This window comes from Oceanobacillus alkalisoli (assembly GCF_021556485.1).
GTDB lineage: Bacteria > Bacillota > Bacilli > Bacillales > Amphibacillaceae > Oceanobacillus > Oceanobacillus alkalisoli.
This window is the reverse complement of record NZ_JAKGBW010000014.1, coordinates 65,104-78,728: the sequence shown is the minus strand read 5'-3', so window position 1 is coordinate 78,728 and position 13,625 is coordinate 65,104. Positions and strand designations below refer to the sequence as shown.

The 13,625-nt window shown below is 36.4% G+C and carries 9 protein-coding genes and 1 pseudogene; 9 read left to right on the top strand and 1 reads right to left on the bottom strand.

Annotated elements, in window-relative coordinates; translation table 11 throughout:
• Position 1 precedes the first annotated feature (1 nt).
• On the bottom strand, positions 2-412 hold the full coding sequence (locus tag LZD48_RS13535) for a DUF6932 family protein (protein WP_235763262.1): 411 nt from the start codon (positions 410-412) through the stop codon (positions 2-4).
• 476 nt (positions 413-888) lie between these two features.
• Here LZD48_RS13535 and LZD48_RS13530 point away from each other — a divergent pair.
• The 9 genes and pseudogenes from LZD48_RS13530 to LZD48_RS13490 all read left to right on the top strand — a co-directional run bounded on the left by LZD48_RS13530 (position 889) and on the right by LZD48_RS13490 (position 13,431).
• Positions 889-2,244: pseudogene (locus LZD48_RS13530) on the top strand (IS1182 family transposase).
• Positions 2,245-2,471: 227 nt separating this feature from the next.
• The gene (locus LZD48_RS13525; protein ID WP_235763261.1) at positions 2,472-3,500 is read left to right on the top strand and encodes a linear amide C-N hydrolase; all 1,029 of its coding nucleotides are present in this window, start codon (positions 2,472-2,474) and stop codon (positions 3,498-3,500) included.
• A 224-nt stretch (positions 3,501-3,724) separates the two neighbouring features.
• Positions 3,725-4,468, top strand: a complete 744-nt coding sequence (locus tag LZD48_RS13520; RefSeq protein ID WP_255771046.1) for a glutamine amidotransferase — start codon at positions 3,725-3,727, stop codon at positions 4,466-4,468.
• A gap of 349 nt (positions 4,469-4,817) precedes the next feature.
• Positions 4,818-5,831: a phosphotriesterase family protein gene (locus tag LZD48_RS13515; protein ID WP_235763259.1), complete on the top strand. Its 1,014-nt coding sequence runs from the start codon at positions 4,818-4,820 to the stop codon at positions 5,829-5,831.
• A gap of 138 nt (positions 5,832-5,969) precedes the next feature.
• Positions 5,970-7,220, top strand: a complete 1,251-nt coding sequence (locus tag LZD48_RS13510) for a NupC/NupG family nucleoside CNT transporter (protein WP_235763258.1) — start codon at positions 5,970-5,972, stop codon at positions 7,218-7,220.
• 316 nt (positions 7,221-7,536) lie between these two features.
• Positions 7,537-8,511 carry a LacI family DNA-binding transcriptional regulator gene (locus tag LZD48_RS13505; RefSeq protein WP_235763257.1) on the top strand — a complete coding sequence of 325 codons (975 nt, stop codon included), beginning with the start codon at positions 7,537-7,539 and terminating at the stop codon, positions 8,509-8,511.
• Between the two features lie 15 nt (positions 8,512-8,526).
• Positions 8,527-9,438, top strand: coding sequence for a ribokinase (rbsK, locus tag LZD48_RS13500; RefSeq protein ID WP_235763256.1), 912 nt, complete (start codon positions 8,527-8,529; stop codon positions 9,436-9,438).
• Between the two features lie 779 nt (positions 9,439-10,217).
• The gene (locus tag LZD48_RS13495) at positions 10,218-11,885 is read left to right on the top strand and encodes a sigma-54 interaction domain-containing protein (protein WP_235763255.1); all 1,668 of its coding nucleotides are present in this window, start codon (positions 10,218-10,220) and stop codon (positions 11,883-11,885) included.
• Between the two features lie 298 nt (positions 11,886-12,183).
• Entirely contained in the window at positions 12,184-13,431 is a 1,248-nt protein-coding gene (locus tag LZD48_RS13490; RefSeq protein ID WP_235763254.1) for a Zn-dependent hydrolase, read from the top strand.
• Positions 13,432-13,625 lie beyond the last annotated feature (194 nt).

Sequence of the window (13,625 nt, the reverse complement as noted above, 5' to 3'; positions counted from 1 at the left end):
CTTACTTGATTATTTGAATAATCCCTTTTGGAAGGAATGTATCACGGGTTTTTCTAAATGCAGCTGGAAACTTTTGTTCATTTCCATATTCATCTAAAATTCCAGTTCCCTGCCCTACATGAGGGTATAGCTCTACCCGGTATCGATGCCACATTGGTAATTGAGCTTTTGCTGAATTACGATCATAAATTCTGTCATTCCAGTCCCAAGTCCATACTTTATGCGGATCTATTTTATTTAATTCTGTTACTATATCTGGAAGTTTATTGGGGTCAGTAACAAAATAACCATCAATATCGCTAGGATTGGCCTTATCTTCAACAAAGGAACCGTCAATAAAGATTTCATCAATTCCCACTGTGTATAGTTGATTTACTAAAACATCCAAATTATTCACTAACATTAAACGCATTTGCGAATTCCATGGAGAATCTTCTCCTGGCCCATGTACCAATAATGAGTTTTTTTATTGTTCGATTGTCATTGGATAATCTTGAGGGGGTAAGACCCCATTGTCATTAAATTGTAGCGACATTTATTACACTCTCCCTGATAATGTAAACTATACGCTCTAATTAAGTTAACAATATAGTTGTGTTAACATATAAGTTAATTATATAATGTGCGATATTCTTCATTTTGTCAACGGGTAGTTAATAAAATAAGGCTTAACACTCGGTGGATTTTAACTTTTCTAATAAAGTTAAAATAATTAATTGTATTTTATTTCTCAATCAGAATCAAGAAAATTAGAGGGATGAATGAATTTCATAATTCTTACCGCTTGTCTCCCAACAGTTTTGAGAGATGAAAAAAGAAGCACCTCCCCAAATCTTGTATAATGGTAGTTGACTATACAACCATAAAAAGACTGAAGGAGTGCTTCTTATAACCATTATACGACAACCAAGCCTATTTGGCATCCAGGAATTATATGACATGGAACCTACCGAAAAGTACGATGCGATTATTTCGGCGATAGATTTGGACGCAATTTATTATGCAGTAACTAAGAAATCACGTCTTGGCGCACCTGAAGAGCTAAATTATGCCGCTATGATTATTTCCTGTTTTGTGAGATACGTTGAATGAATTCCAACCATTAAAGATCTGATTAAACGACTCCACAAGGATATTGCTTTTAAACTAAATTGCGGATTCCTTGTATCGGACTCCATTCCTTCAGAAGCCTCTTACTCTCGGCTTGTGACGAAATTACTGGAATGCGACATATTGGAGAAACAAAAAGAAAAGGTTGTGCTTCAAGCCATAGAAGGGGGCTTTATCACAGACGATACAGCTGCCATGGATGCCACTCACTTTGAAGCTCGTGATCAAGCGCCACCGAAAGAAGAAAAGCCAAAGCCTGAGCCGAAAAAACGTGGGCGCAAAACAAAAGAAGAACGGGAACAATGGCTAAAAGACCAGGTCGAAAAGGAAGAGAATATGCCTTTATATGAAAAGAAAATAGAAGCACAATTGGATGTTCCTTTAGCTGCGTTACGTTCCGAAGTTCCCACAGATCCAAAATGGGGTGTAAAGAAGAACTCGGAAGGAAAAAATGTTTTTTGGTTTGGCTACAAGGCTCATTTAATCGTTGGCACATCCAGTCAATATATTTTGGATTCCCTTTTTTCATCAGGCAATCTAAATGATGGGAAGGCTGCCATCCCGTTGCTTAAGGGCGTTCATGAACGCTTTCCTGAGCTGAATTTACGTCATCAGACAGCGGATGCAGGTTATGACTTTGAACCGATTTACGAACAAGTCCACCGGATGGGCCAACAATCTGTGATTGCATACAACAAACGTAATGAAGGAGAACTTCTGGGTTACGATAAACACTTTGCCCCAACCTGTTTTCGTGAGCATTCGTATCGTTATGATAGCTTTGATTCCAAATATGAGACATTAAAATATACCAGGCCAAAAGAATGTAGTGACTGCCCTTTAGCGAATGAAGGTATCTGTCAAAAGGTTTACAAACAAAAAATCACGCATGATTTACGAAAATACACCGCACCAGCACGAGGATCCGTAGCATGGAAAAATATTTACAAACGCCGTACTGCCGTAGAGCGTGTGAATGCCTATCTCAAGGAATTTTTTCAACTCAACAATGTCCGATATCGTACTGGCGAACGTGCGAAAGTCCATTTTGACATGGTAACACTTGTTTATAACGCTTCAAAACTAACTGCAGACCGGATCAATGCACAATTAAATCAGGAACAAGTCGCATAATTTCTGTTTTTTAAAATTCAATTTTAAAATTCTGTAGATCTTTGGATTTTTAAAAAGAGCAATTATGAAATTGACTCTAGTAAATAAATTTAATTATTGACATAAATGTGAAGGGTTGCTAAACTTTGAGGTAGGTAACCGTTTACATATAGTTTGAAGGAGGGAGACTTCTAATTATAGAACAGTAGTCTATTGCAAAGATTAGCTGAACAGGAGGAATAAAAGTAATGTGCACAGGAATTAAATTGGTAACAGAAGAAAATGAAGTTTTCTGGGGAAGAACCCAAGACTTTGAACAGGATTTCGATTATGCTGGAATAAAAATCCCTAGGAATTGGGATTTTAAAACTGCCTATACTCCTTTTGAAACCAAGTATGCAGTAATGGGTATTGTATGGGCCGAGCATGATGTGAAGGAAAATCCAGTTGTTTTAGACGGAATCAATGAACATGGATTATGCGGAGGTTCATTCTATTTTGATCATTTCTATAAGTATGTTCCAGCTGATGAAGTAGAAAGATCTGGAAAGATTGGATTAAGAGGCGAGGAAGTTGTAACTTGGATTTTAACGAATTATAAAGATCTAGACGAAGTTAAGGAAAATTTGAATAAAGATGTTGGCGTAGTTTCTGAAAGTGGTCCAATGATGGGCAAGTCAGTTCCCCAACATTCCGTCTTTCAAGATAAGTCTGGACGTTCCATTGTTGTTGAGCCTACTCGTGAAAATGGGTTTGATATTTACGAGAACACGGTTGGCGTCTTTACAAATGAACCTGGTTTTGACTGGCATGTAACCAATTTAAAAACACATTTAGAAAGGAGTTCACGTAGAAAATACAAATATACAATTGAGGAGCCAATCGAACCATTTAAACTTGATGAATTTAATACAGGTTTATCAGGGGTTCCCTCTGGTTTGAGTCCTGACGCAAGGTTTTTACGGGCTGCTTATCACAAGCTTTTATCTGTCGATGTAACACGTGATGATGCCCTTCATCAACTTATACATTTACTCGGAGCGGTAACAAACCCCAAAGGATCCCTGCGTTTGTTGAAGGAAAATAAAGTCGTGCTGCCTTGGACGCAATATACATCATATTATGATGTGAGTGAAATGACGTTTTATATTAAATTGTATGAAAATACGAACTTACAAAAGTTAGAGTTTAATCCAGAAGACGTTGATCGGAAAGAAGTTCAATATTATTCATTCCGTAAAGATGAAGTGATTGTCGATCTACTTCCGGAAAATTAGCAGATTAACAGATATATAGTTGTATGTATTTCCAAATAAATGTTACTTTACTAAAAAAGTGTAATATCTCTATTTGACATATTCTTTTCAATATATTACTATACGTTATGTAACCCTTTACATATCCGAATGTTAGGTACCTTGGGAATTACCGGTATCTTTATGCGGTATCTTTATGTTCAATGTGTAACCGGTTACCTAAAATAAAAAAGGAGTTGAATTCATTGAAAGTTCTTTTTATCGGAGATTCCTGGACAATTCATATGATTCATACGAAAGGTTTTGATAGTTTCGAGAGTACGAAATATGAGGAGGGAGCGACACACCTGCTAGACTGTTTACGTGAGGGCGGGGTTGATGTTGACTATATGCCTGCCCATGAAGTACAAGTGCGATTCCCTAGAAGCGTTAGTGAGTTAGAAAAATACGATGCTATTGTAATGAGTGATATAGGAGCGAATACATTTTTACTGCAAAACGCAACCTTTTATGAAATGGAGTCCATTCCAAATGCTCTATCTCTCATAGAAGAGTATGTTGAAAAAGGTGGCGGACTATTAATGGTTGGTGGCTATCTATCCTTTAGTGGAATAGAAGGAAAAGCCAATTATAGCAACACGGTAATCGCAGACATACTACCTGTCATTATGAAAGAAGGAGACGACCGGGTTGAAACGCCGGAGGGAGTAAGTCCACGTAATACAGATACGAAACATTTTATAACAGAAAATATAGACCAGTGGCCAGCTTTCCTAGGTTACAACCGGTTTAAAGCAAAGCCAGATGCAGAGGTCTTAGTTGAAACGGAGAATGATCCATTTTTAGTTTTAGGAGAATATAAGGGTGGAAAAACTGCTTGTTTTGCAAGTGACTGTGCTCCGCATTGGTGGCCTAAGGAGTCTTTAGAGTGGGAACATTATAAAGACTTATGGGTCAATATTCTTAAGTATGTGGCGGATGCTAATTAATTAGAGAACTTTTAGATTAATGTATCGGGAGGTCTCAAAACCATGAGTTTTAAGACCTCTCACAACTATCGGTCTCTATTAGGAATTTGTTATAACAAGAATTATGATTCTTGTGTTTCAGGAAGTATTCTGTTAGATTGACGTGAATGCAGTGATAACGAAGATTGCATTTCATTTTTGTATAACATGTAACCGGTTACTGAAATAGATTGGAAGCAATTTTTAAAAATATATTGTTCATTAGTTATTGTCAAGAAACACAGGATGAAATATCAGCTTCGTTTAATACTTATCCCTTTAGCCAAAAGAAGCTTTAAAACCATATTATATAAGAAGGGAAGATTTATTAATGACTGTAGAAACGGTTCAGGGGCCAATTTCTATTGAAAAATTAGGAATCACTTTAATGCATGAACACTTATTTACCGATCGATCCAGATTGTGGAAGGATCCGGTAGGTCCTGAAAAAGACTTTGCTAATAAAAAAGTACAAATGGATATCCTTGGTAAACTGCGCTTAGATCCTTATGGTAATTATGACAATATGTTAATGATCGATAAAGATTTAGCTTGTGAAGAAGTTTCCTATTTTTATAACCAAGGCGGAAACACAATCGTTGATGTAACGCCTATAGGAATTGGGAGAGACCCGAAAGCCTTATTGGAAGTATCCAGAAGAACAAACCTCAACATTATTATGGGCTGCGGATTTTACCTGCATGATACGATTCCAACTTATGTTGAATCGATGTCAATTGATGAAATAAAGGAAATTATTGTTCGTGATTTAACGGAAGGAGTAGAGAATACCGGAATTAAAGCTGGGATAATCGGTGAAATAGGGATTGGCCCAAATATGACAGACTTGGAGGTTAAAGTTCTAAGAGGGGCTGCTCGAGCTCAAAAAGAAACTGGAAAGGTCTTATCAATCCATACTCCTGGATGGGAGAGGTATTGTCATAAGATTTTAGATATTGTGGAAGAAGAGGGAGGAAATTTACAGAAGACAATCTTATGCCATATGAATCCAAGTATGGTAGATATGGATTATCAATTGTCTCTAGCAAAACGGGGATGCTATTTAGAATATGACATGATTGGTATAGAAGTCAAGTTTCCAGAAGGTCAGTCCCCATCTGATGAAGATAATGCAAATGCGCTTGTTCGACTCTTGGATAAGGGGTTAAAAGATCAGTTACTTTTATCACAAGATGTATTTATAAAAATGTTACTGAAAAGATACGGTGGCTATGGTTATTCACATATCTTGGAAAACTTTGTCCCTAGGTTACGTGAAAAAGGAGTTAGCGTGGAAGATATAGATTGTCTACTAAAGAATAATCCAAAGAGAATATTTAGCTAATCAATCTTCCTCTTATCTGTCTTTGCTTCATTTTGGAATAATTATTGTACTATATCGTTTGGAGGATTAAGAGATACAAATAGAAGAGCTAGAATTTTGGACAACCTTTTATATAAAAAAATGATAAGGGTGAGAAACTTGTTAAATATACTGTGGGGTCTACTAGGCGTAGTCAGTATCTTAGGATTCGGTTTTATTTTAAGTAAAGATAGAAAGAACATTCATAAAAGGACAATTATCATTGGTTTAATCATTCAATTTGTGTTCGCTTACATTGTTTTGAAGTCTACGATTGGTCGAACTGTATTAACAGAACTATCATTAGGTGTCCAAAGTATTATCTCGTTCGTAAATGAAGGAATTGACTTTCTATTTGGCCCAATCGTCCAAAATGCTTCTGATACGATCTTTGTGCTAGAAGTGTTAACGGTAATTGTGTTCTTCTCTTCCTTAATTTCTATTTTGTATTATTTAGGAATTATGCAGTGGATTATTAATGTTATTGGAGGCTTTTTATCTAAGCTATTGCATACATCGAAGCCAGAATCCATCTCAGCTGCAGGGAATATATTTATTGGGCATACGGAAGCACCATTATTGGTCAGGCCATTCATTAATAAGATGAGTAACTCGGAAATATTCGCAGTAATGGTCGGGGGTATGGCATCTACTTCTGGTGCAGTGCTAGTTGGGTATTCCTTATTAGGAATTCCACTCGAATACTTGTTGGCGGCAAGTTTTATGGCAGCGCCTTCCGGTCTCATCATGTCAAAAATAATGCTGCCACATACAAAAGAAAAAATGGAAGAAATACTAAATGGGTCGGATCATGAAGATGCAAAAGCGGGAGATGGAATATTTGGAGAAGAAAAACCATCTAACATTATTGATGCTGCTGCTAGTGGTGCTGCGACAGGAATGAATATTATCATCTCTGTTACAGCGATGTTGTTGGCTTTTATCTCCCTCATTGCTTTAATTAATGCCGGATTTGGTTTAGTAGGAAATATATTCGGTATTGAAAACTTAACGATGGACACGATCTTAGGGTTTATTCTTGCCCCATTCGCCTTTCTTTTAGGAGTGCCGTGGGAAGAAGCGGTACTAGCCGGACAATTTATCGGGCAAAAAATCGTGATTAATGAATTTGTTGCATTTGCTGGACTAGGTCCAATGTTTGATGATATTTCAGCTAAAACTGGGATGATTCTGAGTTTCGCAATAGCTGGTTACGGTAACTTTGGGTCTATAGCTATTCAAATCGGAACAATTGGCGGACTCGCTAAGGAACGTAGAAAAGATGCTTCAAAGTTAGGGATGAGAGCTATGATTGCAGGTAGTTTAGCAACTTGTTTAAATGGTGCGATTGCAGGTATGTTTCTTTTTTAAGAGAAACAATTGCACCATAGCTAGGCGAAAAGTATTTTGTCTTTTTAAGTCATACTCTGACACAATCTTAAAAACCAAACTTACCCAGTGAGTGAATTGTACGGTTTTAACAAATCCCTATCACTACCTAATCAAAGTGATAGGGATTATCACTCAAAACATGAAAAGAAATTTAAATATATCTTGAATCAAAACGTATTCATAAGATAGAGAATTGCAATAATGTTTTATAATTATATATAGCTTATAATAGAGGATAAACAATGACCCTATTTTACTTCATGTATATGCAGGGTCAAGCTAAGTGGGGGTTTGTATGGTTACTATAAAAGAAGTGGCAGAAGAAGCGGGTGTTTCTGTAGCAACTGTTTCCAGGGTCATTAATCAGAATGGTTATGTTAGTGAAGAAACATTGAAAAAAGTAAAAGGTGTAATTGAAAAGTTAAATTATAAACCTAATTCGATAGCAAGATCGCTTTATCATAAAACTTCAAATATGATTGGTCTTATTGTTCCTGATATAACTAACCCTTTTTTTCCGGAATTGGCAAGGGCTGTGGAAGATGTTGCGATGATGTATGGATTCCGAGTTGTACTTTGCAATTCAGACCAAGAGCCGGAAAAAGAAATGAAATATATTGATTTGTTTAAAGAAAAATATGTAGATGGCATTATTATTGCTACACAGTCCCATGAGTCCCAGTTTTATTCCGATCTAAACATACCAATCGTTGCTCTGGACCGTGTTGGAGATACGTCCATTCCTTCCGTAGTTTCAAATAATTATAACGGGGCTAAGAAATTGACTGAATTATTATTGCAAAAGGGTGTAAAAAATATTGCCCATATTAGAGGTCCTAAAAACATATCTTCTTCTGAAGCGCGTTATCAGGGATTTGTTGATGCCGTGGAAGGGAAGAGTGTTAACTATACGATAAGTGAAGCGGATTTTCAGCTGAAAGATGCTGAAAGAAAAGCCGAGCAGTTCTTTGAAACGCATACGGGTGTAGATGGAATTTTTTGTAGTAATGATACGATTGCAGCTGGATTTTTAAAGGTAGCTTTAAAAAAAGGAATTAAGGTACCTGAGGAGCTGCAAATTGCCGGATTCGATGGTTCGTTTTTTGGAGAATTTATATATCCAGAATTAACAACGGTATCCCAGCCTATCTATGACATGGGGGCAGTAGCTGCTCGATTATTAATAAAAATAATTCAAGGTAATAAACCGGAAAAATTATTATATGAAATGCCAACGACAATTATGGAAAGAGGTACGACTAGATCGTAATGGAGGAGATTTATCATGAAGAAACCAGTAGTTTCAGTAGTTGGAAGTATAAATATGGATTTGGTGGTGAGTGCTTATAAACGCCCCGCTGCCGGTGAAACAATCTTAGGAAAAGACTTTCAAATTATTCCAGGTGGGAAAGGTGCTAACCAAGCTGTTGCTACCTCGCGTCTTGGTGCAGAGGTTCACATGATTGGAAGGGTTGGAGAAGATACATTTGGTTCCAATTTATTAAAATTTCTAGAGAAAGAAAATGTTGTATTAGATGGGGTAGAACCGTTACTCGATATTTCTTCAGGTGTAGCAGTAGTTACTTTAGCGGACCAAGACAATGATATTATTGTTGTGCAAGGGGCCAATAAATATGTAACGCCTGATTATATACGAAAGTTCGAAAAACAAATTTCTGAAAGTGACGTTGTGCTTGCCCAACTAGAGATTCCTGTTGAATCTGTAGTCGAAACTGCTAGACTTTGTCATAAACATGGTACTACATTTATCCTAGATCCAGCTCCCGCTCAAGAACTTCCCTCTTCATTAGTTGAACATGCGGATTATATTACACCTAATCAATCAGAGCTTTCTCAGTTATTATCAGATGGAAAAATGAGTTTAGAACAATATCCTCAGAAACTAATCGTAACAGAAGGAAAAAATGGAGTTCTCTATTTTGATGGAAATGATACGATTAAAATATCTAGTTACCCGGTTAAAGCTGTAGATACAACCGGTGCCGGTGATACGTTTAACGGAGCATTGGGTTATGCAATAAGTCAAAAATATGATTTGCAAACGGCTTGTGAATTTGCAAATGCAGCAGCAGCCTTGTCTGTTACAAAGCTAGGGGCACAAGGTGGAATGCCAACTATCGATGAGATCAGAAACTTTCTTTATAAAAACGGAAAACAGGATATAGTAATTGCTTGAAATGCTTATAGTCCATCTAAATTAATGAAATGAAAGTATTAAAAATGTAGGATCTAAGTCTTGTATTTACATAGCATTTCTATTATTATACATTAAACTATGGAAGAGCGTAGTTGTTTAGCACATGTAAAGTAGTCCAAAGCTTTTTATCATAAAGGTTGATAAGAACAGCCCTATGCGATAAAACTTTACTTTCTTAAGTGACTTCATTATTAACGAATAACGATGATTCGAAAGATAAAAAACCAACACCAGTAGTCTTAACCGATTCCTAGTGTTGGTTTTTTATATAGAGTTACCTAAACAAGCTCCGGCTCCAGGGCAACCGTAAATACATACCTGTAGAAAACTTAAGATTGAAAAGAACATCGTGAAGGAAATCTATTTTGAAGGAATCATATTATTGAAGATGAAATTAGACAAATTCTGAGGGTAAAAGTTATTTGGAATTTCTTCTTATTTAAATTATGGGAATTATAAGTAAATATAGATTGACGGAGCGAGAAAAAATGTTAATAATAGATGTATAGAAGGAGCTGGGCATCGGAGCCGAGCTCCCTTTTTATATTTAGCGGTATATAAGGGGCGGGAAAATCTGCCTATACCAGCTATAAATGAAACAAATACTTAACTGAGGAGGGCTTCTACGCTATGGACTTCCAGATAGTAACACCTATGTTTGTGATAATAGAAAAGGTAGTGATGAACTTAATAATTACATGGTAAAAGGATTTACTGGCTATAAATAATGAATATTCCGAAGAGGAGGAGTTTAAATTATGTTATCAAAACACTTACAGTCAATTAATGACTTTGGATTAATTCTAATAGATATGAAAGGTGAGATTATATATGCTAATGATTTTAGCATTGAACATTTCAATATAACTAAGACCTATAAATCTATAAGATATTATTTTCCTAGTAGCACAATATTATCGACTACCGAAACATTTAAAACGGGATTTGTCTCTTATGAAGAGTATTCTAATTTTGTATTCTACGAGTGTTATTTTGATAATAATCGTGGTCTGATAATAATTTTTCCATTATCGGATATGCAGCGTTTTTTAGCAAGTAATTCTAAACAATTAATAGTAGAACAAGAATTAGAAGCGGTTATGAATTTAAGTGGAGAATTAGTAACTATTATTAACAAAGAAGGAATTATTCAAAGGGTAAGTAATGCGTGTGAAAAAATTATGGGAATGAAGAAAGAAGAATTTGTGGGTAAAAGTGTATATAATCTCGAAAAAGAAGGGATTGTTAGCTTTTCTTCCAGTGTTAGAGTGCTAACTGAAAAGAAAAGAGTGACCGTTCAACAAGTTACGAAGTCAGATAGGAGTCTTATCGTGAATGGATATCCTATTTTAGATAAAAATGGTGAGATTGAAAAGGTGGTTAATTTTTCCAAAGATATAACAGAAGTATCCGATTTAAAGGAGAAATTGAAGGATACAAAAAGTCTTCTTCTTTATTATCAAGAAGAGCTAAACAAACAGAAAGAAAATAACAATCGAATGGTTTTTAAGTCGAGATCCATGGAAAAAGTACTTGAAATAGTGAAGAGAGTTTCAAAATTTGATACGACGGTTCTTATTCAGGGTGATACAGGTGTGGGTAAAGAAGTGTTGGCCCAGAAAATACATGAAATGAGTAATCGACGCAAGTCCCCTTTTTTGAGGGTTAATTGCGGGGCCATACCTGAAAGTCTGATTGAATCGGAATTCTTTGGATATTCTAAGGGGGCTTTCACTGGAGCCCAAAAAGAAGGAAAAAAAGGTCTCATACAAGCAGCCGATTCAGGAACGCTTTTTTTAGATGAAATTGGTGAATTACCATTGAATTTACAGACAAAGTTATTAGAGGTGTTGCAAGAGAAGGAGTTCATCCCCATAGGAGAAACTAAACCAGTAAATGTCGACGTCCGATTTATTGCTGCGACAAATCGTGAACTCGAAAAGATGGTCAAGGCTGGGGATTTCCGTCAAGACTTGTTTTATCGATTATATATTATTCCAATAACCATTCCCCCTCTCACGGAACGAAAAGAGGATATCCCATTTTTAATCAATCATTTTTTGGAGGAATTTAATCATAAATATGGACAATCAAAAACAATTAGTAAAGATGTGATCGATTTATTTGTTGAGTTTGAATGGCCGGGTAACGTTAGGGAATTACAAAATCTTTTGGAAAGATTAGTTATTACCGTACCCGATTCTGAAATAACGTTTACGGATATTCCAAGCTATATTAAAAAAGTCAATCCATTTCCAACTCTAAAAGAAGTGGGTGAATTAAAATCTGCTGTAGATGAGTACGAGAAAAGTTTAATTTTAGAGGCGATTAAAGATAGTGAAAATCTAAAAGAAGCAAGTATTAAATTAGGCATCCACCCCTCCACACTCGGTCGTAAAGTCAAAAAACTTAATATAAAGTTGTGATACTGCAATAGCATTGCGATTTCGCAATTTATTATGAAGTTGATTGAAATATGCGCTCAGCAGGTGGGTCTATCATTCTTTGTAAAACAGGATAAATCGATTAATTGTCTGAAAAATGCATTATTGCAATTTGTTTGATTGAACCTTTCCCTTTATAGCAAACTTTTAAAGTTGGCATGGATATTGCATCTAATACGTGAGGCCATTAATATTGCTACCTTCTTAATCGGAAAGCCACGCACTTCAAAATAAACCGGTAGGAGGAAGTGATATTAAAATAAACGTACAGGAGGGTAATATGCTGAAAGTCGGAAGGGTAAATAAAAAAAGGGTTTTTTCCAGAATTAAAAAATTGAGTCAAATAGGAAAGACTGATTCGGGTGGAGTAACGAGAGTAGCATTAAGTAAGGAAGACAAAAAAGCGCAAGAACTGGTAAAAAAATGGATGACAGAAGCAGGCCTTGTAGTCAGACACGATAACTTCGGAAACATGATAGGGCGTAAAGAAGGGGCAATTCCTGACCTTCCTGCTGTTATGTTGGGTTCACACATTGACTCTGTACGAAATGGAGGGTCGTTTGACGGTGTGATCGGGGTCTTAGCTGGAATTGAAGTTGTTCATGTTATGAAAGAGAAAGGAATCCTCCATGATCACCCGATTGAGGTGGTGGCCTTTTGTGAAGAGGAAGGCTCTAGATTCAATGATATTCTTTACGGAAGTAGAGGAATGGTCGGAAATCTTGACGATTCAAGCTTATCCAAGAAGGATCATGCAGGAATAACCCGATATGACGCGCTAAAGCAATTTGGTTTTGGAATTGACCCCGATAAGATGAATGAATCTATTCGATATCCAGAGGAGATACGTGTTTTCCTTGAAATGCATATCGAGCAAGGTCCTTTTTTGGATAGCAATGATAATCCTATAGGAATTGTTACGGCTATTGCAGGTCCCAGATCGTCAACTTTCCGTATTAAAGGGATTCCTGGACATGCAGGTACAGTCCCGATGTATTTGCGTAAGGATCCAATGACGGGAGCGAGTGAAATAATTTCTGAAATTGAAAGGGTTTGCAAGGAGGATCCCGATTCCAAGATAGTTGGTACGATCGGTAAAATCAGCTCATTTCCCGGTGGAAGCAATATCATACCTGCGGAAGTGGAGTTTACACTGGATTTAAGGGATGAAAATCTCAGTAGAAGAGAAAATTCTTATCAGAGAATTATTGATAGAGCAAAAGATATTTGTGAAAAAAGAGACTTGACGTTTGAGGTGCTAAGTGAAATAAAGATTGATCCAGTACCGTGTTCCAAGGATGTTGTCGAAAAGATTCATGAAGTATGCAACGCTATGGAAATTGAGGCACCATACATGATAAGCGGCGCAGGACACGATGCCATGACTATGGCGGAAATTACGGATATAGGAATGATTTTTGTCCGTTGTAAGGATGGGATCAGTCATCAACCAGATGAATCTGCAAGCGAAGAAGATATATCATTGGGAACAGAAGTGTTATTGGAAACAGTACTTCGTTATGTTTAAGATCTTCAAGATCCCTCGATGATTGGATAATGTAAATTTATTGGTTTATTTTTCTTTAGTTTTAAATAAAGTGTTGGAGGAGTTTGAGTCGGGGGATCAAAAAAACCCTATGTCTATTCACACTTAGGTTATTTAGATGGTAAGACTCCCGATTAAAATGACTGAAAGTTATCTCATTAAAGCGGAGAAAATCG